Consider the following 23147-nt stretch of genomic DNA (forward strand, 5'->3'; position numbering starts at 1 on the left):
GGGCGGTCGTGCATCGACAGTCATGCAGTTGCGCGCGCCACTCGTTGCGATGGCGAGCACATCCAGGGGGGAACCACCGGGCGGGCGAGTGGGCGCCCTCCCGGTGGCCTGCCGTCTTCCGCCCGCTCAGCGCGTGAAGCGTTCCACGGAGCGCGGGCTGCTGCTGGTGCCACCCACGAACAGCACCTCGCCCGTGTGGAGCAGGGTGGCCGTCGGGGACGAGCGGCCCTGCTTCATGTTCGGCGTGGGCGTCCACGTGTTCGTCGCCGGGTCATACAGCGCAGCCTGGCCGATGGCGTCCGTCACCAGCACCTCGCCCGAGTAGAGCATCGTCGCGGAGAAGAGCGGCGTCAGGTCGTAGGGGAAGGGCGGGCCCAGGGACCACTGGTTGAGGTACGGATCGTAGAGCTCCACCGTGTTGCCGCCGTCGATGCCGCCGACGATGAGCACGTTGCCCGAGTAGAGCCGGAGGGCGGCGTGGCCGTGGCGGGCCCGGGCCAGGTTGCCGGCGCGCGACAGGCTGTTCGAGGCCGGGTCATAGAGCCAGGCCTCGGAGGTGGCGGTGCCGGAGTGCGCCCACAGGTAGCCACCGGTCACCAGCACCTGGCCCGAGTAGAGCACCGTCAGGGCGGTGCGGCTGCGCGGGAGGATGAGGCCCGAGGAGACACCGCTCCACGTGTTCGTCTCCGGGTCATACACCTCCGCTTCGGGCCCCTCCCAGTTGGCGGGCGTGTTGCCGCCCATCACCAGCACCTTGCCCGAGTCGAGCAGCGTGGAGGTGTGGTTGCCGCGGGGCGTGAGCATGGGGGCCGCGGAGCTCCACGTCTCGGTGGCCGGGTCGTACAGCTCCGCGTTCGAGGTCCAATCTCCCCAGGTTCCGGCATGGCCGCCCATCACCAGCACCTGGCCCGAGCCGGAGAGCTCCGCCGCGGTGTGGAGCGTGTGGGCGTTGAGCGGCGAGGCCGTGCGCCGCCACGCGTTGGTGTACGGGTTGTAGACCTCCGCCCCGCTGCCATCCACCACCAGCACGTTCCCCGGGCCGTTGAGCAGGGTGGCGGTGTGGCCTCCGGAGTGCGCGTTCAGTGATGAGGCATTGCTCGTCCAGGTTCCGACGGGCGTGGCCAGCGCCGCCTCGTGGGCCTTCAGCGTGGCGCCAGGCGCCTGCGTGGGTGGTGCCCCGGTCTCGGGCTGGCATCCCACGGCCATGGATGCGAGGCCCGCCAGCAACAACGACAAACGGGTTGTCTTCATGTGTACCCCTCCCTCTAGTTGTCCCGCGGCCAGGAATTGACCGGGTAATCAGTTTAACTGAATCGCAGCGCATTCCCGTTGCGCCCCCCCGCGTCATGCGCCCGGTGCACCTACGCAATACCCCTGATTCATGGGTGGGATTGGGTCCGCCGCTGTACTCCTTTGAATCCCTCGCATGTGGAGCCATTCGTGGCTCCGGGGCGGGGTAGAAGGTGCCGCATGGACCTGGAATTGAAGGGCAGGGCGGCACTCGTCACGGGCAGCAGCCGGGGCATCGGCCGGGCCATCGTCACGGCGCTGGCCCGCGAGGGCGCGCGGGTGTGTCTGAGCGCGCGCGGCGCGGAGGCACTGGAGAAGGCGGCGGCGGAGCTGCGGGCCTCCGGTGCCGAGGTGGCCACCGTGGTGGGGGACGTGGCCACACCCGAGGGCGCGGCGGCGGCGGTGGACGCGGCGGTGAGGGCCTTCGGGGCGTTGGACATCCTCGTCAACAACGTGGGCGGCAGCGGGGGCGCGGGCGCCTTCGACGTGGCCACGGCCGCGCAGTGGAAGGACGTGGTGGACCGCAACCTCATGGCCTCCGTGTGGTGCAGCCAGCACGCGGTGGAGGGGATGAAGGCCCGGGGCGGCGGCTGCATCGTGCACATCAACTCCATCTACGGCCGCGAGTACGGCACCAGCGCGCCCTACACGGCGGCCAAGGCGGGCCTGATGGCGCTCACCAAGGAGATGGCGTTGGACCTGGCGCGCCACCGCATCCGCGTCAACGGGGTGGCGCCGGGCTCCATCCTCTTTCCCGGGGGCAGCTGGGACCGGAGGCGGCAGGCGCAGCCGGAGAAGGTGGAGAAGATGGTGCGTGAGGAGTTGCCCTGGGGCCGCTTCGGCACGCCCGAGGAGGTGGCGGACGTGGTCGTCTTCCTGTGCTCCGAGCGGGCGCGCTGGGTGACGGGCGCCACGGTGCCGGTGGATGGTGGACAGGGCCGTGCCTTCTGACTCGGGCGGGAGGGCGCTCGCGTGTAGAGTGCGCGCGTGCTGAGGCTCTACAAGAAGGAAGGCGACACGCTCCGCTACTGGGAGGCCTGGGTGAACGGGGAGACGCTCACCGTGCACCAGGGCGTCGTGGGCGAGATGGGGGAGCAGCGCGACACCCCCGTCCCCGCGGACGAGGACCCGGACATGGTCATCGCCCAGGCGGCCGAGCCGCTCGTGGACCAGGGGTATGACGAGCCCGACCCGGAAGCCATGACGCCGCTCGTCGTCCAGTACGCGCTGCAGGGCAAGGGCTCGGGGCAGGACTTCCAGAAGCGCCACGCGGTGGAGGAGGTGCTCACGGACGCGCTGGGCTGGACGGGCAATGGCGAGGTGGAGGGCGGCGAGACGCAGCCCGGGCGCATGAATGTCTTCTGCCGGGTGATGGACCCGGACATCGCCGTGCGCACCTTCCTCGAGGTGCTCGACGACGAGGAATTGCTGGAGGGAGCGGTCATCGCCCGGGTGCCCGAGGACGGCGAGCCCCGGGTGCTCTGGCCCGAGGAGCACCCGGGCCCCTTCCGCGTCTGAATCGGAGCGACCCCCTCTCGCGCGAGCGGGCGGGCGGTGTGCACTGTGGAGGTGGCGTGGAGATGGAGTCCTTCCACGCGACGGAGTTGCCGAAGCTGCTCTCGGGGCCTCGGGTGGCCGCGGATACGGCGCCGTGAGGCGTTAGCGGCTGACTGATGGCTATGTCCCAGGGTTGTTTCTCCTGGGGGAAAGGCCAGCGCCATGCTGAAGGAGTACCGGAGTCCTGGTGCGGGGGAGGGCGGCGGTACGCAGTTCGCGCTTCGGGGACGCCCGTGGGGCAGGGCCTGGTGGGCGGCGCGCGTCATGGTGCTGGTGCTCCTCGGGCTGCAGACGGCGTGCGCAACGGGGTCCCCCATGGGCGGGCTGCCGGGGGGTGGTTCGCGCCATCGGAGGCGAGTGCATCGCACGAGTCCCAGGCCACAGGAGATCACTGTCCAGGCCCTGGAGGTGTCTGCACCGAGGACCGGGGATGCCTCCGAGGACTTGGAGGGCACTGGCCCGCGGACTGAGGCGCGTGAAGCCGGTGTCCCGGCGGTGGGCACGGACGAGAAGGCCGGGGCGCCAGCGCGGGCGTGGCATCGAGCGCGTGCTGCGAGCGTGGATGACGAGGAGGACCTGGAGGGGAAGGGCATTGGGTGGCCGGACGGAGTGGGCGACGGACGGCCGTTCGAGGTGCCCATGACGCTCGACTACTTCCAGGGGTTCCTCTCGCAGGCGGGCGTCCCGAGTACCGCGTTGCCCCGGGATGGGCGGACGCTATCGCCGCGGCAAGCGCTGGAGCTCGTGCCTCATCTGCTCTCCACGCCGGTGACACTGGGTAACTTCGGGCTTCGCCGCATGGCAGCGCACCTGCTCTTGGAGGTGGCTACGGGGAGCGAGGTGGTGACGAGGGACGAGCTCCACGCGCGCATGCGGCGCTTTTCGCGACTGCTGGTGCTTCGTCCAGACGGATACCTGGTGAGGACCACCTCTGGAGGAGCAGTCCAGAAGGCGGGGCAGGTCGTGCTCGCCGAGGACGGCACGCTCCGGGCCGGGCGCTTCGAGGTGGGTCCATTCTACGCCATCGAGGGCGAGCGCCTGTTTCCGGTGAACCAGCAGCTCGAGGTTCCAAAGGGGGCTCGGCCGGCGGGCTTGTATGCGCCCGACGACAACCCGGCGCTCGCGCTGGCCGAGGGCGCCGTGCTCGCGGTCGTGGATGTGGTGGAGGGCCTCTACCGGCTTGTCTTCTACACGGGCGAGACACTCGAGGGGCTGGCACGGCTTCCGGGTGCGGTGAGGCAGCTGTACGAGAACTCTCCGCAGCTCTGGGAAGAGTTCCGCCACAAGCCCTATGCGGAGAGGGTACGGACGATCTCGCGGCTGGCGACGGGGATGGTCCTGACGGTAGGCACCGCCGGGGCGGGGGCTGCGAAGGCCGCGTCCTGGGGCGGGAGGCTTGGAAGCATGGGTGTGCCGCTCTTGTCGCTCTCGGGCGATGGGCTTCTCGCGGTGCGCGTGGTCGCGGTTCCTGTCGGGGGCGCGGTTGCAGTTGCGGGAAACGCGCTGAGTGCCACCTACGTCCTGCACATGGCCAACATGGGCGCTCAGGGCGGGGGCGGCTGGCCTCCGTCCGGCGGTCCTGGGAAGTGGGAGCAGGCAAACGAGAGCATGTCGGAGGACTCTCGCTGCTACCAATGCCAGGTGACGGGGGCGCCGCCGGGATGGGTCTACCGTGTTTGGAGGAATGGAGAAAAGGCGGACTTCGACGGCTACAGCATCTCGGAGGGTGTTCTGCAGGACGGCAAGGCGTTCAGCTACGCCAAGCACTACGACGAGAACCTCGAGCCCAAGGAATATTTCCGGGGCGCGAAGAAGCTGCTGGAGACAGCAAAGCGCCAGAGCAGGGTCGCTGGTGGAGTCCCTATCCGGTGGTACGTGGCGGAGCCGGAGATGGTCGGTATTCTCGAGAAGATGCTCGAGAACGAGGGCCTTCACGGGATTGAGATTGTCTACCAGCGGGTTGCAGCGGGAGGAGTGCCATGACGGAGAGATACTACGCAGGCGTCTACTGGCCAGCCCGGCTCGAGTCCGCGGAGGAGTGCGCCCGGCGTTCGGTTGCCTTCTTTCGTCTCCTCGCGCAGTGCGACGAGATCTACGCTCGTTGGTTCGAGCAGGGAGACTCACCGGAGGAAGCGCTCCAGCGGGAGTTCACGCCAGACTTTGAGACCTTCCTTCGCTTCTTTCAGTGTGAGGAGAACCAGCTCGGAAAGGACGGATTCAGCCTTGGGGCCTGGACGGGGCACGCGGAGGCCGGGCGCGGGGGCATGGTGCACCTCACGTGTGGGGATGCATCTGGGGCGTACCCCAATTGCTGCTTGCTTCATCTCCCTCGGACGGACGTTGAGCCAGAGGGCTCACGTGTGCTGACAGCTCCTGTCCTGGTGAATGTGCTGAGGGCCATGGTGCTCGCGTGGGAGCCGCTCTTTGGCGTCGTCGCCACCCATGAGTTTCGCAGGGCGCTTCGGCCTGCGAGAGATCCGAGAGGCTTTGTGGGTTGGCTTACCTACGTTGCCCGAACTCGCGGTGAGATTCCGCCACTACCGCCGCCCGTCCGCGTTGAGCCCATCGAGGACAAGGGCAACCTGATCATCGGCGCGCCGGAGCGGCTCAGCGCCGCCAACCCGGAGCACGTTTCGCTCGGGCGCAGGGTTCAGGAGGTGTTGGAGGCGAAGGACCTGCTTCGGCCGGTCCTCTCCTAAGAGCCGTTGAAGCTCTGGCGGTGCTCGGCGGGGCTGGTGAGGTGCTCGGTGAGGTTGAAGGCCGTGTTGACGATTCCCACGTGCGAGAAGGCCTGGGGGAAGTTGCCCAGCAGGCGCTTCTCGTCCGGGTCATACTCCTCGGACAGCAGCCCCACGTCGTTGCGCAGGTCCAGCAGCCGGTGGAAGAGCGCCCGGGCCTCGTCCATGCGCCCCTGCAGCACGTAGTTGTCCGCCAGCCAGAAGGAACAGGCGAGGAACACGCCCTCGCCCGCGGGCAGTCCGTCTCCTGTCGTGCTGGTGTGGTAGCGCCGCACCAGCCCCCCGTGCATCAGCTCCCGCTCGATGGCGCTCACCGTCCCCACCATCCGCGGATCCCCTGGCGGAAGGAATCCCACGATGGGCATCAACAGCAGGCTCGCGTCCAGGCTCCCCGAGCCATACGCCTGTGTGAAGGCGCCGAGCCGTGAGTCCCAGGCGTGCTCGCACACCTCCGCGTGGAGGGTGTCGCGAATCCGCCGCCAGCGCTCCACCGGCCCTTCCAGTCCGTAGCCCTCCACCGCCCTCACCGCCCGGTCGAAGGCCACCCATGCCATGACCTTCGAGTGCGTGAAGTGCTGCTTCGGGCCCCGCACCTCCCAGATGCCCTCGTCCGGACGCTTCCACCCGGACTCCAGCCAATCCATCAGCACCTGCGTCAGCTTCCAGGCCCGCCGGTCCGTGGTGATGCCCACGCGGCGAGACTGGTGCAACGCATCCATCAGCTCGCCAAAGACATCCAACTGGAATTGATGGACGGCGGCGTTCCCCGTCCGCACTGGTTGCGAGTGCTCGTACCCCGGCAGCCATTCCAGTGACGACTCGGTGAGGCGGCGCTCGCCCGCGACGCCATACATGATTTGAAGCTTCGCCGGGTCTCCCGCCACCGAGCGCAGCAGCCAGTCCCGCCAGGCCGCGGCCTCCTCCCGGAAGCCGCTGAGCATCAACGCGTACAGCGTGAAGGTGGCGTCCCGCAGCCAGCAGAAGCGGTAGTCCCAGTTGCGCACGCCGCCGAGCCGCTCGGGCAGCGACGTGGTGGCCGCCGCCACGATTCCTCCCGTGGGCGCGTAGGTGAGCGCCTTGAGCACCCTCAACGAGGTGTGGACGGCCTCGCGCCAGGGGCCATTTCCGTAGACGCAGCGGCTCGACCACTCCCGCCACCAGGCCTCGGTGTCCTCCACCGCCGTTTCGACTTCCAACGCGGGCGGTGGAGGCTCGTGCGAGGGATGCCAGCGCAGGAGGAAGGGGACGCGTTGCCCCTCGGACACGGTGAACTCCGCCACCGTGGTGAGGCCCCGGCCGTGCAACGCCACGGGCGTGTGCAGGATGAGCGCGTCCGGCCCGGCCACCGCGTGCAGTGCCCCGTCCTCCTTCGTCACCCAGGGCACCACCGCCCCGTAGTCGAAGCGGATGATGAGCTCCATCCGCATGCGCACCTGGCCCTTCACTCCCTCCACCAGGCGCAGCACGTCGGGAACCCGGTCCCTCGGCGGCATGCAGTCCACCAGCCGCACCACTCCCTCGGGGGTGATGAGCTCCGTCTCCAGGATGAGCGTCTCCGGCCGGTAGCGCCGCCGCACTCGCGAAGGAGCGCCACCCGCGGGGGTCAGCAGCCAGCGGCCATGCTTCGGCTCGCCCAGCAGGGCCGAGAAGCAGGCACCCGAGTCGAAGCGGGGCAGGCACAGCCAGTCGATGGAGCCGTCCCGCCCCACCAGCGCCGCCGTGTGGGTGTCTCCGATGAGGGCGTAGTCCTCGATGGGCCGGGACATGTCACTCCCAAGGTGGGGACCCGGACGGCGGGGGACAAGCGGGCGAGCCCGGGCCGCTCGGCCGTCCCGTCTTCCCTCGGGGACACGGGGGCTCCGGCGGGCGCTCCCAGTTGGCGACGCTGCCGTGTCTCCCGCCCGGTGCACAGGTTGACGAGGGCACCCCAACGGCGCACGCGTGGGGTGGAGGGCCGGACGGGCAACCGGGCCTCGCCGGCCCGTGAGGGTGGACCGGCCACGCTCCCCGAGGAGGAATGAGGGGAATGGAGCTGGGAATGATCGGCCTCGGCCGGATGGGCGCCGCCATGGTGCGGCGGCTGCTCGCCGCGGGGCACCGCTGTGTCGTCACCGATGTACGCCGCGAAGCCGTCGAGCAACTCCAGGCCGAGGGGGCCGTGGGTGCCTTCTCCCTCGAGGAGCTGGTCCTCCAGCTCCAGGCGCCTCGCGCGGTCTGGTTGATGTTGCCGGCGGGCGTGGTGGAGGACACGCTCGAGCGGCTGGTGCCGTTACTCGAGGCCGGCGACACCGTCATCGACGGGGGCAACTCGTACTACCACGATGACCTGCGGCGCGCGGCGCGGCTGCGCGAGCGGGGCCTGCACTTCGTGGACGTGGGCGTGAGCGGCGGCGTGTGGGGCCGGGAGCGGGGCTACTGCCTGATGATTGGCGGCGAGCGGGAGCCGGTGGGCCGGCTCGAGCCCGTGTTCATCGCGCTGGCCCCGGGAGTCCAGGCCGCGCCGCGCACGTCCGGGCGCGAGGGCCCGCCGTCCCCGGCCGAGCAGGGCTGGCTGCACTGTGGGCCCAACGGAGCGGGCCACTTCGTGAAGATGGTGCACAACGGCATCGAGTACGGCCTCATGGCCGCCTATGCCGAGGGGCTCAACATCCTGCGCCACGCCGACGTGGGTCTGCACCGGCACGCCACCGATGCGGAGACGGCGCCGCTGCGCAACCCCGAGGACTATCAGTACGACTTCGAGCTGCCCGAGGTGGCCGAGCTGTGGCGGCGGGGCAGCGTCATCGGCTCCTGGCTGTTGGACCTCACCGCGCACGCCCTGCGCGGCAACCCCGAGCTGAGCGAGTTCTCCGGCCGCGTCTCCGATTCCGGCGAGGGGCGGTGGACGCAGGCGGCGGCCATCGACGAGGGCGTGCCCGCGCCGGTGCTCGGCAGTGCCTTGACCCAGCGCTTCCGCAGCCGCGGGGAGGGGGACTTCGCCGACAAGCTGCTGTCCGCCATGCGCTTCGAATTCGGCGGGCACCTGGAGAAGAAGGGAGGAGGGTGAGCCATGGCCACCGCACCTGTGTCGGACGCACTCGTCTTCTTCGGGGCCACGGGGGACCTCGCGTACAAGCAGATATTTCCCGCGCTTCAGGCCCTGGTGCTCCGGGAGCAGTGGACGTACCCCATCATCGGCGTGGCCAAGGCGGGCTGGGGGCTGGAGCAGCTGCGCGAGCGGGCGCGCGCCAGCCTCCGGGAGCACGGCATGTTCGACGAGGCGGACTTCCAGCGCCTGAGCCAGCTCCTGCGCTACGTGGACGGGGACTACCGCGACCCGGCGACGTTCACCCGGGTGCGCGAGGCGCTCGGGGAGGCGAAGCGCCCGCTGCACTACCTGGCCATTCCGCCGAGCCTCTTCGCCACGGTGGTGGAGGGGCTGGCCCAGGCGAGCTGCCTGAAGCAGGCGCGGGTGGTGGTGGAGAAGCCCTTCGGGAGGGACCTGGCCTCCGCGCGCGCGCTCAACGAGACGCTGCACCGCTTCCTGCCCGAGTCCGCCGTCTTCCGCATCGACCACTTCCTGGGAAAGGAGCCGGTGCAGAACCTGCTCTTCTTCCGCTTCGCCAACGTCTTCCTCGAGCCCATCTGGAACCGGCAGCACGTGCGCGGCGTGCAGGTGACGCTGGCCGAGCACTTCGGCGTGCAGGGGCGGGGCGCCTTCTATGAAGAGGTGGGCGCCATCCGCGACGTGTTCCAGAACCACCTGTTGCAGGTGATTGGCCTGCTGACGATGGATGCGCCCTTCTGCTCGGACCCGGAGAACCTGCGCGACGAGAAGGCCCGCGTCTTCAAGGCCATGCGCTCGTTGGACCCGGCCAGCGTGGTGCGGGGCCAGTTCCGCGGCTACCGGAGCGAGCGCGGTGTGTCTCCCTCCTCCCAGGTGGAGACGTTCGCCGCGGTGCGGCTGTTCATCGACTCCTGGCGCTGGGCGGATGTGCCCTTCTACATCCGCTCGGGCAAGTGCCTGCCCACCACCGCCACCGAGGTCTTCGTCGAGCTGAACCACCCGCCCCGTCCCATCTTCGAGGAGCCCTCCCTGGCCTCGCCCAACTCGGTGCGCTTCCGGCTCGGCCCCGACGTGCTCATCTCCCTCGGCGCGCGCGCCAGGCGGCCCGGGGGCGCCATGCGCGGCGAGGACGTGGACCTGGTGGCCATCCAACAGTCCGGCGGGAGGATGAAGCCCTACGAGCGGCTGCTCGGTGACGCCATGCGCGGTGACGTCTCGCTCTTCGCGCGCCAGGAGGCGGTGGAGGAGGCCTGGCGGGTGGTGGACCCCATCCTGGGAGGGGCCACGCCGCTCCACGAGTACGAGCCCGGCACCTGGGGTCCGTCCGAGGCGGACGCGCTCATCGCGCCCCATGGCCGCTGGCGCCCCGTGCTGGGCTCGGGTGAAGCGGAGGTCTCCGAGAGCGCCCACCCCGAGGAATCAGGCGGCGAGCTGTCCGCCATTCATTAGCACCCGGTGCTCGTCCCATGCCGAAGGTCCTCTCCACCGTCCGCCATCCGGCCCTCTCGCTCTGGCAGTCCTGTCTCCACCGGGAGATCTCCCGGAAGGAGCCACCCCGGGACGTGGAGGGCCTGGGCTCCTCGGTGGAGCACCCGGTCATGGAGGATGCCTGCGCCGCCGCGCGGGAGCACGCCGGCTCGCATGACGTGGAGCCCTCGCTCACCCTGGGGCGCAAGGCCAGCGCCTGCGCCCGGCTCTGTGCCCGTCTGGCCCTCGCCCGCTTCCGTGGAGACCATGAGGAGGTGCAGCGGCTGATGAGCGAGCTGCGCTTCACCTCGTGCGACCCGCTCTGGGTGGAGTCGCTGGTGGCGTACGAGCGCGCGCTCCTCCTGCACCGCACGCCCTTCTACCGGCGCCATGCGTCCCTGGAGGACTTCGTCCTGCCGGAGCTGCCGGACGAGGCCACCGTGGCCCTGCTCGCCGACTGGGGCACGGGCATGCCGGATGCGCGGGCGCTGCTGGAGCAGATCTCCACCTGCTTCCGGCCGGACGCCATCCTCCACCTCGGAGACATCTACTACTCGGGGACGCCTCACGAGGTGCGCGCCCACTTCATCGAGGTCTTCGCGGATGTCTTCGGCGCGCGGTGGCCCCGGGTGCTCGCCCTCTCCGGCAACCATGACCGCTACTCCGGCGGCGAGGGCTACCGGGTGCTGTTGGACGGGCTCGGCCAGCCGGCCAGCTACTTCTGCCTGCGCACCCGGTACTGGCAGTTGCTCGGCATGGACACCGGCCTGCACGACTTCAACCCGCGCGCGCTGGCGGACACGCTCACCCGGCTGGAGGACTCCGAGGTGGAGTGGCTGGTGGACAAGGTCCACCCTGCTGGAGGGCGGGGCACCGTGCTGCTCTCCCACCATCCGTTCTTCTCGCTGGCCAGCGTGGGCCATGACGCGCGGGGCCGGAAGCTGGCGCTCAACCCGAACCTGGCGCGGGCGTTCGCCTCCATTCTCGGCGACGTCTCCTTCTGGTTCTGGGGGCACGAGCACAACGTCCACATCTACGAGCCCTACGCGGGGCTGGTGCGGGGCCGGTGCATCGGCGCGGGCGCGGTACCGGTGCTGCTGCACGAGCAGCGCAACAGCCCTCTTCCGGGGCTGGTACCCGCGCCGGGTGAGTCCGGTCCTCCCCGCCGGGTGCCCGGCACGCGTCTGGGCAACGACGGCCTGCTGGACCACCACGCCTACGCCATCCTCTCCCTGCGGGGCCCCCAGCTCACCGTGCGCTATTTCCAGATGGCCAACCGCTTGCTGGTCCCCGGGCACGTGCCGCCGCCGGGGCCTCCGCTCCACGAGGAGACCGTCACCCTCTCCGCCCCGGCTTGCCGGGACTCCGGTGCACTCCCAGGTTCGTGGTGATGCAACGGTTGCCCGCGGGAGCGGAGGAGCGCGCGAGCAGGCACCCTTGCGGACGTCTGTCCATGGGCGGCACCCCGGGCCACTTCGACGAAGACGCGGAGCGCACCTGACATTACGCTCTCCTCATGCTCGGTGACGCCTTCCTGCTGCTGCACACGGACCTGCCTCGCGAGGGACCTGGGAGTGATGAATGCACCCGCGAGGCGCTCCGCCGCTTGCGTCCGCTCCTTCCTCCGGCTCCCCGGGTGCTCGACCTGGGGTGTGGCCCTGGCCGGCAGACGCTCGTGCTGGCGAGGGAGCTGGAGACACCCATCACCGCCGTGGACTCGCACGAGCCCTTCCTCAAGCGCTTGGAGACCGAGGCGGCGGCCCGGGGACTCGGCCACCTGGTGCGCACGCGGCGCGCGGACTTCGCGGCGCTCGGGGATGCTCCGGGCAGCGTGGACCTCATCTGGTCCGAGGGCGCCATCTACGTGCTGGGCTGGGGCGCCGGGCTGCGGCGGTGGCACCCGGTGCTGCGCGAAGGGGGTTTGCTGGCCGCCAGCGAGGCGACGTGGCTCACCGACTCGCCCCCCGCGGAGGCCGCGGACTTCTGGCGCGAGGCCTACCCGCGCATGGGCACCATCGCCTCCAACAGCGCCACGGCGCGCGAGGCCGGCTTCGAGGTGCTGGACACCTTCGTGCTGCCGGCTCCGGCGTGGTGGGACGAGTACTACCGTCCCCTGGAAGCCCGCATGGCCTCCCTGCGCGAGCGCGCCCGGGGGGACGCGGACCTCGCCACGGCCATCGCCGAGACGGAGCGGGAGATCGACCTCTACACCCGCTACGGCACCTCCTACGGCTACGTCTTCTACCTGCTGCGGGCCCAGGCCCGGGGCGGGCGCTGAGGCACTCCGGGCCCCGGGCCATGGGCGCTTCCGCGCTCAGCGGCAGGGGCCGCAGTCCAGCGCGCAGTCGTCGTAGCGGTTGCTGCTGCCACAGGACTCGGTGAACTGGCAGAGGCCGTCCCCGCACACGACGACCTCCTGGGGGCGCAGCCGGGTGGTGATGGGGCGGTAGCTCCTGCCGTTGCGGGTGCAGCGCGTGTAGTACGTCCCGGTGGAGTCCAACGTGCAGCTCGCCTGGCAGCTGCCGATGTGGACGAGCGGTGGGCACGCGTCGCTCCCCTCGAGCGCGCACGCCCTCAGGCTGCTCTGCGACGGGGGCAGCGGGGCCTGGTCATTGCCGACGAAGAGGCCCTCGTCGGTGAACATGTTGCCGAAGAAGCACGCCTCCCGGAGCGAGTAGTCCGCGAGCTCCGTGGCCGTGGAGGGGATGAGCTGTCCCTGCGCGTTGGCGCCCAGCACGGAGACGCCCACCGAGCGCCCGAACTTGTTGACGAGCGCCGCGACGCACGCGGTGACGACCTGCTGCTCCTCCACGGAGACCGGCGCGCCGCCCGACCAGCCCGGCGCCAGCCCCAGGCTCCCGGGCCAGACATAGGTGAACCCGCCGTCCGAGAAGGTGCGGTACTGCCCGGCCGGCACGGCGCAGCGGACCAGGTACTTCATGAAGAGGCTCGTCGTCAGCGGGCTCTGCTGGAACCACGAGGTGAAGGCGCCGCTGGCCAGTCCGTTGAAGGCGAGTCCATTGAAGGCCAGCCCGTTGAAGGCGAGTCCGTTGAAGGCCAGGCCATTCATGGTCAGCCCGTTGTCGTCCTCGAGGCCCTGGAGGGAGGTGCCCACCTCCGGAGGTGGCGCGGGTGCCTCCTCTTGCACCGGGCCGCAGCCCACGGCGAGTGTCAGCAGCAGCGCTCCACACGTGCTCTTCATGGTGTACCCCCCGGAGCCCACGCATGAAGGCTTCGCCCGGGATGGCGCCGGTGCGAAGCGGGCTCCACGAGAGAAAGTGCCGTTGTTTCTGTAACCCAGATACAGGCTGGAGGGCCGGGTGCTCCAGAGCGTTGCCGGTGAACGTTCCGCGCGTGGAATGGAAGACACCCCGGAGCGGAAGCGTCGGGTGTTGGACGCTCGGGGTTGCCCCCGGACGTGCGCGGCCCCTAGCGATGAGGGCCCCCCTCTGGCGGGCGCGCCGGGTGTGGCCAGAGGGAGGCGCGAGTGGGAGTCCGCTCGCGACGGAGGCTCCGCCCGCTCCGTGTGATGGTGCACGAATGGGGCACGGGGGTAGCGCGAATTTCCGGCCTCACGGTCATCATGATCGCAGGCGAGGGAGAGCGGGTGATGGGGAGCGTCCTGCGCATGTTTTCATCACTCAGCACCACGGAGGGCCCGGGAGTCGGGGGGGCTTCGCGGCGGCGTTCCTCGACCGTCGCGGCACCCATCGGCACGGTGGCGCTCGTCTTCACGGACGTGCAGGGCTCCACGCGGCTGTGGGAGCGGTGCAGCGGGGGCATGCGGACGGCGCTGGACGTGCACGACCGGGTGCTGCGCGCGCTGCTGGCCGAGCACGGCGGCTATGAGGTGAAGACGCAGGGGGACTCCTTCATGGTGGCCTTCGCCTCGGCGGTGGAGGCGGTGCGCTGGTGTCTGGAGGCGCAGCAGGCGTTGGTGCGTGCGCCCTGGCCGGAGGAGCTGCTGGCCGAGCCGGACGCTGCCGAGGAGAAGGGGCCGGGCGGATGGGTGTACCGGGGCCTGCGGGTGCGCATGGGCGTGCACCTGGGGGAGCCGGAGTGCCGTCTGGACGAGCAGACGGGCGAGGTGGACTACATCGGGCGGATGGTGAACGTGGCGGCGCGCGTGGCGTCGGCCGGCCAGGGCGGGCAGGTGCTGGTGAGTGGGGCGGCCTGGGCCCAGGTGCAGGGCGCGCTGGAGGCGCTGGGCCAGCCCCGGGTGCACGCGCTGGGCGAGTACCACCTCGAGGGCATTGGCGAGGCCGTCACGCTGGTGCAGGTGCAGCCCGCGGTGCTGGCGGAGCGGCGCTTCGAGGCGCTCCGGGTTCAGCCGGTGCCGCGGGGCCAGGTGCCGGCCGAGACGGGGGAGTTGATTGGCCGGCGCGAGGAGCTGGCGGCGCTGCGGCGGTGCTTCGACACGCAGGCGCGGCTCGTCACGCTGCTGGGCCCCGGGGGCATGGGGAAGAGCCGGCTGGCCACGCGCTTCGGCAACCAGGAGCTGGAGGCGCGCACGTGGGAGGGCGGGGTGTGGATGTGCGAGCTCACGGACGCGGCGACGGTGGGCGACATCTGCCACGCCATGGGCCAGGCGCTGGGCGTCGCGCTCACCCGCAGCGGCGAGGACAGCGAGCCGGCGGAGCGGCTGGGGCGGGCCCTGGCCGGACGCGGGGACGTGCTCGTCATCCTCGACAACGTGGAGCACGTCCTCCAGCACCTGCCGGCCACGCTGGGCCGCTGGCGCGCGCTGGCGCCCCGGGCCCGCTTCCTCGTCACCTCGCGCGAGTCGCTGCTGCTGCCCGAGGAGCGCGTCATCGACCTGGAGCCCTTGCAGGTGCCCGAGGAGGGCGAGACGCGCCCGGAGCTCCTGGGCCGGTGTGACGCCCTGCGCCTGTTCGTCCAGCGGGCCCTCGCGGTGCGCGGCGGCTTCGAGCTGACGGAGGCGGAGGCCCCGCTGGTGGCGGACATCGTCCGCAAGCTGGATGGCATTCCCCTGGCCATCGAGCTCGCGGCGGCGCGCACCAACCTGCTGGGCGTGTCGCAGATTCAGGAGCGGCTGTCCCGCCGCTTCGAGCTGCTGCGGGGCGCGCGGCGCGACGGCTCGGCGCGGCAGAGCACGCTGTGGGGCGCCATCGACTGGTCCTGGAACCTGCTGGAGCCGGCGGAGCGCGCGGCGCTGGCGCAGTGCTCGGTGTTCCGCGGCGGCTTCACCCTGGAGGCGGCCGAGGCGGTGCTCGTGTTCCCTCCGGGCGGGCCGGACGTGATGGAGATCATCCACTCGCTGCGCTCCAAGTCCCTGCTGCGCGCCTACGCGCCGGACGGGCTGCCCGGGGAGCTGCGGCTGGGGCTGTACGAGAGCATCCGCCAGTACGCGTCCTCGCGGCTGGCGGAGCGGGGCGAGGGGCCGACGCTGGCGGCGCGCCACGCGAGCTGCTACCTGGCGATGGCCCGCCGGCTGAGCGCGCGGATGCGCGGAGAGGGTGGAGAGCTGGCCTTCCGCCGGCTGTCGCTGGAGCGCGAGAACCTGCTGGCGGCTTGTGACAACGCGCTGGCGGTGGTGCCCGCAACGGAGGGCTCCCTGGAGCGGGCGCTGGGCGCGCTGCTGGCGCTGGAGCCGGACGTGACGGCCCGGGGCCCGGTGGGGATTACGTTGTCGCGGTTGGACAAGGCGCTGGAGCTGGCGTCCATCATGGACGTGGAGCCGCAGCTGCGGGCCGAGGCGCTCGCGGTGCGGGGCCGGACGCACCATGGCGCGGGCCAGCTCGCCGCGGCGTGGAGGGACCTGGAGGCGGCGCGTTCCGCCTTCGCCGCGCTGGACGCGGTGGACCGGACCAAGCGCGTGCTGGTGGACCTGAGCATCGTGGCCCGAGACGAGGGCGACATGGGCACGGCGTGGGAGCTGGTGCAGGAGGCGCAGGAGCTGTCCTCGCTGGGAGACCGGTGGCTGGACGCGTACGCGGTGGGCAACCTGGGGATTCTGGAGCTGGGGCGGCACGGAGCCGGGGCGGCGCTGCCGCACCTGCGCACCGCGCTGGAGCTGTTCCGCGCCGTGGGCGACGTGGCCTTCGAGGTGGGCTTCCTCACCAATTACGCCATGGCGATTGGCGAGGGCGGAGGCACGGCGGAGGCGGTGGCGCTGCTGGAGGAGGCCATGGAGAAGGCCTCGCGCGTGGGAGACCGGGCGGGACACGCGCTGGCGCGGGTGAACCTGGGCTGCTTCCTGCTCGACGCGGGCCGGGCGGCCGAGGCCCGGGAGCACCTGGAGGGCGCCGTGCGCATGGGCCGGCAGCTCGGCATGCGCATCCTGGAGGGCGTCGCGCTGGGCGAGCTGGGCCGGGCCCTGGTGGCGCTCGGCGCGCTGGAGGCCGCGCGCGTCCGTCTGTCCGACTCCATCGCCACCCTGGACCGGGTGTCGCGCTGGCACGCGCTGCGCTTCACCGCGCACCTGGCCTCGGTGCAGGCGGCGCTCGGGGAGCTCGGGGCCGCCCGGGATGGGTTCGCCTCGCTGGAGGTGACGCCCGAGCTGCGCGACGACGCCGTGCTGCGGGAGCTCTCCTCGCTGCTGCGCGCCTCGCTGGACCTGGCCGAGGCCGCGCGGGCCGCACCGGGCGGCGAGGCGGGGATGAAGTGCCTCGCGGAGGCGCGGCGGCGCGTGGAGCGGGCACGCGGTGCTCCGGCGGAGGCGGCCTCGTCGGACCTGCGCGAGGCCTTGCGGGTGCTCGGCCGGAGCGTGCTGGAAGCCCAGGGGGACACCGCCCAGGCCTGAGCGGTGTCCCGGGCGGGCGTCAGCGCCGCGCCGACGTGTCCACGCCCTTGCCGAGGCCGCGGATGAACTCCCGCAGGCTCGGCTGGTTGCGGCGCTCCGCCTCGATGCACAGCTGCATGGACTCGAGCGCGCGGGCGAGCGAGCGGGTCCCGCCTTCGATCTTCTCCACGCGGGGACGCAGCAAGGCCTCGGCCTCGGCGCGCCCCTGCTCGTCGCAGAGGTCTCCTGTCATCTCGATGAGCCAGTTCATCTCATCCGAGCGCAACCGGCTGGAGAGCGCGTCGAAGTGGCTCCGGTAGAAGTCCCAGGCCTGGGCGCGCGACTCGGGGATGGAGAAGGCGGTGTAGAGGATGGACAGCGTCTCGCGCACGTCGAACGTGCCGCCGGCCACCAGGGAGAGCGCCTCCTTCACGAGCGCCGGGTCGCGGAAGACGCCGAGCGTGCCGAGCAACCGGGCGCGCTCGTTGCGGTCCTTCGCCGCGCGGGCCTGGGCGAGCATCGTGTCGAAGAGGGCCTTGTCGCCCTCGCGCGCCGCCACCCGGAGGGCGGTCCAGGCCATCTCCGGGTGCACGGCCTTGCGGTCCGCCAGCCACGCGCGGCCGAGCTTGATGCCCTCCCGGGTGAGGGCGGGGTCCCGTCCCACGATGACGGCGCGCCCGAGCAGCATGGGGCGCAGCTGCTTCACGTCATCGCCCTCGCCCGGCTTGGGGGTCCAGCCCACGGCGCGGGCGCGGGCGCCATAGAGGCCGCGCAGCCAGGCCTCGTAGCGCGAGCGCTCGGCCTCGGGGAGCCGCTCGGCCTTGATGTCGGAGAGAAGCTGGACACCGCGCTGGAGGATGAGGCGCTGGGGAGCCGCGGCGGTGGCGGGGACGAGCTTCAGGGCCTCGCCGAGCGGCACGTCCCCGCGGTCCACGGCGGCCTTCACGTCGGCGAGGAAGGCGAGGCGCTCCTGGGTGCTCAGGGTTCCCGGAGGAACGGAGAGCAGCTGGGCGAGCTGCTCGCGCGAGTAGCTCACGCGGTAGTAGCCGGTGCCCCCGGCGTTGAGGAGGAGCCACGAGGGGCAGCCCTGTCCGGGCAGCTCCACCTCGGCGGTGGGGGTGGAGAGGAGCGTGCAGGTGCGCGTGGCGTCCTTGCCCTTGCCGGCGCGCAGACACACGGGGATGTCCCACGTCCGCGCGGTGGAGCCGGTGGAGCCCGCGGGGAGGTAGCGCTCCTGGGAGAGCATCAGCTTTGGCGCCGTGCCCGGCTTGCACTGGAGGCTGGCGGAGACGCGGGGGACGCCGGGCTGGTCCACGTAGCCGCGGAAGACGCGGGCGGCGTCGGGCCCGAGCGACTCGGAGAGCGTGGCGAGGAAACCGTCCGAGTCCGTCACGGCCCAGGCGTGCTGGCGCACGTGGGTGCGCAGCGCGTCGCGCAGCCGCTCCGCGCCGAGCCAGCCCTGGAGCATGGAGAGCAGGGAGGAGCCCTTGGCGTAGGTGGTGCCGTTGTCGAAGGAGCCGATGATGTCGTCGTTGGTGGTGATGGGCTTGCGGACGGCGGGCGAGGTGATGAGCGAGTCCGTCTCGAGCGCGAAGGCGGCCGAGTTGGCCTGGCCCTCCAGCGCGTACTGCCAGGCGGGGTCGAACTGGCCGGTGATTTCATGGTCGAGCCAGGTGGTGAGGGACTCGTTGAGCCAGACATCGTCCCACCAGCGGCAGGTGACGACGTCGCCGAACCAGTAGTGGGCCAGCTCGTGGATGGCGATGTTCACATAGGACTTGCGGCGCTGGAGCGTCTCCTCGCCGGGGTGGATGAGGGTGAGGGGCTGGCCGAGCGCGACGATGCCAGGGTGCTCCATGGTGCCCCAGAAGTGGGGCACCACCGCCACATCGAGCTTCTCGTACGGGTACGTCTGGTCGAAGAAGTCCTCGAGCAGGGTGATGATGCGCGGGGTGACGCTGGCGGCATAGGCCGTCTCGGCGCCGCGGCCCTTGGGGACGATGAAGCGCAGCGGGACATGGGCACGGCCGATGGGGCCGGCGTCCACCAGGTCGAAGGGGCCCACCACGAAGGCGACGAGGTAGCTGGGCATGGGGCGGCTCTCGGCGAAGGTGACGCGCTTGAGGCCCCCGGGCAGCGGCTCCTCGGAGACGATGGCGTGGTTGGCGAGCGCCACGTGCTCCTGCTTCACGGTGAAGCGCAGCGTCCAGGGCACCTTGAAGCCCGGCTCGTCGAAGCACGGGAAGGCGCGCCGCGCGTCGATGGGCTCGAAGAAGGTGTAGAGGTAGGGCTCGCCGCCCTCTTCCACGGCGTAGAGGCCCTGGCTGCGCTCGCGGTCCGCGCGGCCGGTGAAGGTGAGGACGAGCTGGGCCGGGCCCGTGCCGAGCGTCTCGGGGAGCAGCACGCCGAGCCGGCCCTCGGTGGCGGTGATGGCGCGAGCCTCCAGCGTGCGGCCGCTGACGAGGACACGGGCCCGCGTCACCTGGAGGTCCTGCGCGTGCAGCCACACCTGCCGCACGGGCTCACGGACGTCCAGGTCGACGGTGACGGTGCCGGAGTAGGTGGGCTCGGCGGGGAGGAGCGTCAGCTCCAGCGCGTAGCGCACCGGCCGCACGGAGTCGGGCAGGCGCAACTGCGGAGGCTGGGGCTCGGGCCATTCCGGAGCGGCGGCCACGGGCGTGGAAGCCGTGGGAGCCGCCGGTGGGGCCTCGGGCGCATGGGCACAGTGTACGGAGAGGAGAGCGACGAGAGCGAAGGGTAACCAGCGCATGGCGCGCGAGGTTACCCGCTCGGCTCGATCCGGAGAAACCCACCGCTGGAAGCGGAGGGAAGGGGTCTGCGTCCGAGTGAGGAAGCCATTTTTAATCTCGTGCTCTACCAGACTGAGCTATTTCCCCCATGAAGGGAGGGGGGAAAGCCGGATTCGAACCGGCGACACCGAGAGCCAGGGCTTGTAGGGCCTCTTCGGCCGGACGCAAATGCTGTCAGAGAGGAATTGAAACGCCCGAGTGGAAAAGCCGTTTGACTGCTCGATTAATAGTCGAGTGCCTTTACCATTTGGCTATTCCCGCGCATGGTGCGGGAAGTTGGATTCGAACCAACAGAGGTGCGTGTAAGACCTCTCCTGCCGGGCGCTTCAAAGCTTTCGCGGGGGCTCGGGCGATTCCGCCGTCGTCGCTCCCGCCTACACTTGAAGAGACGCGGGCTCCCGCCGGTTCCTGACACGCTATTTTCCGGGGGATTTCTGGCGGAACGCGGCGCAGGGGTCCTCCCGCTCGGAGGCCGGGGTGAACCAGACATGGTCATACGGCAGCCCGCCAGGGCTGTCCGAGGGGGCGTAATCGCGTGGCTCCTGGGCCTCGGGGGAGACCTCGAGGAAGGCGAGGCTGCGCACCGGAGCGCCCGGGGCGAGCCGGGCGAGCTGCGCGGGGACTCCGCGGTCGGTGCGCGCATGGCCGGCGCCGGTGATGAGAATGGCTCCCGCATCCGAGGCGGTGGTGCTCAGACGATCGGCCATCTGCGCATCCCGGGCGCGCTGGGCGAGCACCATGGGCTCGAGCATGGCCTCGGGCAGGTGGCCGCAGTGGGACTCGTGCATCTCCGCGCGCATGGCCTGGGCGACGTCCTCCGGCAGCGGCGTCTCGAGCCCGAGCCGCGAGCGTGTCTCCGGAGGCAGGGCGTCGGGTCCGCGCATGACGAGCTCCTTCACCTGGGCGCGAGGGAGGTTGGCGCCGACGATGCGCAGGCCGCGCGCGGTGCCGACGGCGAAGATGGGACGGTAGAGGGACCAGTCGGGCCAGCCGCTCTTCTCCCACGCGACGGCCCGGGCGATGACATCCGGGTTCCCGGGCTCGCGGGCGAGCGCTTCGTCCACGGCGGGCTGCTGCTCCACGTCGAGCATCTCGAAGGCGAGCGTGGGCTTGCGGCCGGAGGCGGTGAGCGCGTCCACGAGCCGGGCCTGGAGGAGGTGGTGGTCGGGGTTGTCGTGCCGCTCGCCGAGGAGCACGAAGCGGGCCCGGGCGAGCTCCGCCAGCAGCGTGGGCTCGTCCACGAAGCGGCCCTGCCGGACGTCCCAGATTCTTCCCACCAGCGGATGGTCCCGGTGCAGCGGGCTCCGCCACGTCTGTGTCTGGGATTCGGGGGGAGGGGCGCGAGTCGTGGAGGAGGACGAGGCACAGCCGCAGGCCAGCAGGAAGACGAGACAGAGTCGGAGGGACATGGAGGAGGCAGTGCGCCATGCGCTCCCGGGGAGGGCCATGGCCTTGATGCACGGGACGCTCAACGGCGAACACCTGGAGCCGCTACCATCGCGGGATGGACGCCCTGGACGCGGTGAAGATGACGGTGGTGGAGGAGCCTTCCGAGGAGGAGCTCCGGACGCTGATTCGCAGCCTGGTGCGGTACAACGAGACGCGGGCGGCGCCGGAGAAGGCGCGGGACCTGGCCGTCTTCATCCGGTCGGAGGACGGGAGCCTGCTCGGAGGAGCCATGGGCTATACCCACTGGGAGTGGCTCTTCGTGAGCCACCTGTGGGTGGACGAGCGCCTGCGCGGACAGGGCTGGGGTGGACGGCTGATGGCGAGCATCGAGGATGCCGCGGTGCGGCGGGGTTGCCACTCGGCGCACCTGGACACGTTCAGCTTCCAGGCCCTGGGCTTCTACGAGAAGCAGGGCTACACGCGCTTCGGAACGCTGCCGGACTATCCACGAGGCGAGAGTCGCTACTTCCTGAACAAGCGCCTGACGAAGTAGAAGGCTGCAGCCCCCCAACCACGAAGAGGAGTACCCGTGAGCGAGCGAGACCTGCTGATGATTCCTGGCCCGGTGGAGTTCGACCCGGAGGTGCTGCGGGCGCTGGGCATGAAGACGGCCAGCCACGTGGCGCCGGAGTTCATCTCCGTCTTCGGGCGAGCGCTGAAGAAGCTGCGCGAGGTGTGCCTGGCGCCGTCGGCGCAGCCCTTCGTGGTGGCGGGCAGCGGGACGCTGGCGATGGAGATGGCGGTGGCGAACCTGGTGGAGCCGGGCGAGCGGGCGCTGGTGGTGAACACGGGGTATTTCAGCGACCGGATGGCGCTGCTGCTGGAGCGCTACGGGGCGGAGGTGGTGCAGGAGAAGTGCGCGCCGGGCGAGGTGCCCGAGGTGGCGGCGGTGGAGCGGGTGCTGGCGAGCGGGCGCTTCAAGGTGATGACGGTGACGCACGTGGACACGAGCACGGGGGTGCTGGCGCCGGTGGAGGCGCTGGTGAAGGCGGCGGGCCGGCACGGGGTGTTGGCGGTGGTGGACGGGGTGTGCGCCACGGCGGGCGAGACGTTCCACCAGGAGGCGTGGGGCGCGGACGTGTACCTGACGGCGAGCCAGAAGGCGATTGGCGTGCCGCCGGGGCTGGCGCTGCTCACGGTGAGCCAGAAGGCGATGAATGCGTGGCGCTCGAGGAAGACGCCGGTGCGCTCGCTGTACGCGGACTTCGGCGAGTGGCTGCCCATCATGGAGGCATACGAGGCGGGGCGGGCGTCCTACTTCGCGACGCCGCCGGTGAACCTGGTGTACGCGCTGGAGGTGAGCCTGGGGCAGATCCTCCGCGAGGGGATGGAGGCGCGCTTCGCCCGGCACCAGCGCATGGCGCGGGCCTTCCGCGCGGGCTGGAAGGCGCTGGGGTTGAAGCTGTTGCCGGTGAACGAGGCGGTGACGGCGAACACGCTGAGCGCGCTGTACTACCCGGAGGGCGTGGACGCGGGGCTGGTCGGACGAGCGCGCGAGCAGGGCGTGGTGCTGGCGGGTGGACTGCATCCGCAGTTGAAGACGCGCTACTTCCGGGTGGGACACATGAACGTGGTGGGCCCGGGGGATGTGCTGGCCACGGTGGGCGCGGTGGAGCGGGCGCTCGCGGCGGCGGGCCACAAGGCGCAGCCGGGTGTTGGCGTGGCCGCCGCGCAGGCGGAGCTGCTCGCGGCACGGTGAGAGGGGTGCCATAGCGGTGGTGTAGCGTGGGCGGGATGCGAGTCCTGCCCTGGAAGAGCTGGTTGGCGCTGCTCGGGTTGGTGCTGAGCGCGTGCGCGACGACCTCGACGCCCGCAGTGAGCGAGTCGGTCGAGGACGTGGACCCCGTGGCCTCGTGGGAGGAGGCCCGGGAGGACCCGAGCTGTGTGGTCCCGCTGTGTGACGAGGGGCGCTGCGGGTTCTGGCGATGCCAGGACGTGGAGGAGGTGGAGGAGCACCCGGTGGTGCTGGCCTTCGCCCACGGCAGCCTGCGCCCACCGCCCAATCCGACGCGCTGGTGGGGAAGGCCGCTGGCGGTACCTGGAGGCCG

At 71.1% G+C, this 23147-nt stretch carries 16 protein-coding genes, 2 tRNA genes and 1 pseudogene; 12 read left to right on the plus strand and 7 right to left on the minus strand.

Translation table 11 applies throughout. From position 1 onward, the window contains the following. Nucleotides 1-126: 126 nt before the first annotated feature. The gene (locus VFZ09_RS16220; RefSeq protein WP_329728488.1) at nucleotides 127-1251 is read right to left on the minus strand and encodes a Kelch repeat-containing protein; all 1125 of its coding nucleotides are present in this window, start codon (nucleotides 1249-1251) and stop codon (nucleotides 127-129) included. A gap of 219 nt (nucleotides 1252-1470) precedes the next feature. On the opposite strand from VFZ09_RS16220, the gene VFZ09_RS16225 reads away from it, so the two are divergent. From VFZ09_RS16225 to VFZ09_RS16240, 4 genes are all read left to right on the plus strand, one after another. Beyond that, a complete protein-coding gene (locus VFZ09_RS16225) occupies nucleotides 1471-2241 on the plus strand; it encodes an SDR family oxidoreductase (RefSeq protein ID WP_329728489.1) in 771 nt (256 codons plus the stop codon). A 36-nt stretch (nucleotides 2242-2277) separates the two neighbouring features. Continuing rightward, on the plus strand, nucleotides 2278-2808 hold the full coding sequence (locus tag VFZ09_RS16230) for a hypothetical protein (protein ID WP_329728490.1): 531 nt from the start codon (nucleotides 2278-2280) through the stop codon (nucleotides 2806-2808). A 597-nt stretch (nucleotides 2809-3405) separates the two neighbouring features. Continuing rightward, a complete protein-coding gene (locus VFZ09_RS16235) occupies nucleotides 3406-4830 on the plus strand; it encodes a Tox-REase-5 domain-containing protein (RefSeq protein WP_329728491.1) in 1425 nt (474 codons plus the stop codon). Beyond that, nucleotides 4827-5546, plus strand: a complete 720-nt coding sequence (locus tag VFZ09_RS16240) for an Imm52 family immunity protein (protein ID WP_329728492.1) — start codon at nucleotides 4827-4829, stop codon at nucleotides 5544-5546. The genes VFZ09_RS16235 and VFZ09_RS16240 overlap by 4 nt, the downstream gene beginning before the upstream one ends. On the opposite strand, the gene VFZ09_RS16245 is transcribed toward VFZ09_RS16240, so the two are convergent. Continuing rightward, the gene (locus tag VFZ09_RS16245; protein ID WP_329728493.1) at nucleotides 5543-7351 is read right to left on the minus strand and encodes a glycoside hydrolase family 15 protein; all 1809 of its coding nucleotides are present in this window, start codon (nucleotides 7349-7351) and stop codon (nucleotides 5543-5545) included. The genes VFZ09_RS16240 and VFZ09_RS16245 overlap by 4 nt on opposite strands. A gap of 260 nt (nucleotides 7352-7611) precedes the next feature. Here VFZ09_RS16245 and gnd point away from each other — a divergent pair, with 260 nt between their 5' ends. The 4 genes from gnd to VFZ09_RS16265 all read left to right on the plus strand — a co-directional run bounded on the left by gnd (nucleotide 7612) and on the right by VFZ09_RS16265 (nucleotide 12376). Continuing rightward, a complete protein-coding gene (gnd, locus tag VFZ09_RS16250) occupies nucleotides 7612-8631 on the plus strand; it encodes a phosphogluconate dehydrogenase (NAD(+)-dependent, decarboxylating) (RefSeq protein WP_329728494.1) in 1020 nt (339 codons plus the stop codon). Between the two features lie 3 nt (nucleotides 8632-8634). Next, a complete protein-coding gene (gene zwf / locus VFZ09_RS16255) occupies nucleotides 8635-10080 on the plus strand; it encodes a glucose-6-phosphate dehydrogenase (RefSeq protein WP_329728495.1) in 1446 nt (481 codons plus the stop codon). 17 nt (nucleotides 10081-10097) lie between these two features. After that, complete coding sequence (locus VFZ09_RS16260) at nucleotides 10098-11489, plus strand: metallophosphoesterase (RefSeq protein ID WP_329728496.1); 1392 nt, start codon at nucleotides 10098-10100, stop codon at nucleotides 11487-11489. Between the two features lie 125 nt (nucleotides 11490-11614). After that, nucleotides 11615-12376, plus strand: a complete 762-nt coding sequence (locus VFZ09_RS16265) for a class I SAM-dependent methyltransferase (RefSeq protein WP_329728497.1) — start codon at nucleotides 11615-11617, stop codon at nucleotides 12374-12376. Between the two features lie 36 nt (nucleotides 12377-12412). Here VFZ09_RS16265 and VFZ09_RS16270 read toward each other — a convergent pair whose 3' ends face one another. Beyond that, nucleotides 12413-13300 (minus strand): hypothetical protein, encoded by an 888-nt coding sequence (locus VFZ09_RS16270; RefSeq protein WP_329728498.1) that lies wholly within the window; start codon nucleotides 13298-13300, stop codon nucleotides 12413-12415. Nucleotides 13301-13726: 426 nt separating this feature from the next. On the opposite strand from VFZ09_RS16270, the gene VFZ09_RS16275 reads away from it, so the two are divergent. Further along, a complete protein-coding gene (locus VFZ09_RS16275; protein ID WP_329728499.1) occupies nucleotides 13727-16861 on the plus strand; it encodes an ATP-binding protein in 3135 nt (1044 codons plus the stop codon). A 19-nt stretch (nucleotides 16862-16880) separates the two neighbouring features. Here VFZ09_RS16275 and VFZ09_RS16280 read toward each other — a convergent pair whose 3' ends face one another. The 4 genes from VFZ09_RS16280 to VFZ09_RS16295 all read right to left on the minus strand — a co-directional run bounded on the left by VFZ09_RS16280 (nucleotide 16881) and on the right by VFZ09_RS16295 (nucleotide 21059). Next, entirely contained in the window at nucleotides 16881-19610 is a 2730-nt protein-coding gene (locus tag VFZ09_RS16280) for a M1 family metallopeptidase (protein WP_329728500.1), read from the minus strand. A 138-nt stretch (nucleotides 19611-19748) separates the two neighbouring features. Beyond that, a tRNA-Asn gene (locus VFZ09_RS16285) sits at nucleotides 19749-19909 on the minus strand. Between the two features lie 5 nt (nucleotides 19910-19914). Further along, nucleotides 19915-20024, minus strand: a tRNA-OTHER gene (locus tag VFZ09_RS16290). A 42-nt stretch (nucleotides 20025-20066) separates the two neighbouring features. Further along, nucleotides 20067-21059: a ChaN family lipoprotein gene (locus VFZ09_RS16295; RefSeq protein WP_329728501.1), complete on the minus strand. Its 993-nt coding sequence runs from the start codon at nucleotides 21057-21059 to the stop codon at nucleotides 20067-20069. 95 nt (nucleotides 21060-21154) lie between these two features. On the opposite strand from VFZ09_RS16295, the gene VFZ09_RS16300 reads away from it, so the two are divergent. The 3 genes and pseudogenes from VFZ09_RS16300 to VFZ09_RS16310 form a co-directional block, all read left to right on the plus strand. Then, entirely contained in the window at nucleotides 21155-21592 is a 438-nt protein-coding gene (locus VFZ09_RS16300) for a GNAT family N-acetyltransferase (protein ID WP_329728502.1), read from the plus strand. Nucleotides 21593-21649: 57 nt separating this feature from the next. After that, entirely contained in the window at nucleotides 21650-22798 is a 1149-nt protein-coding gene (locus VFZ09_RS16305) for an alanine--glyoxylate aminotransferase family protein (protein WP_329728504.1), read from the plus strand. A 35-nt stretch (nucleotides 22799-22833) separates the two neighbouring features. Beyond that, nucleotides 22834-23147 (plus strand): annotated as a pseudogene (locus VFZ09_RS16310) (hypothetical protein); the annotation flags it as partial.

Source organism: Archangium sp., assembly GCF_036277355.1.
GTDB lineage: Bacteria > Myxococcota > Myxococcia > Myxococcales > Myxococcaceae > Archangium.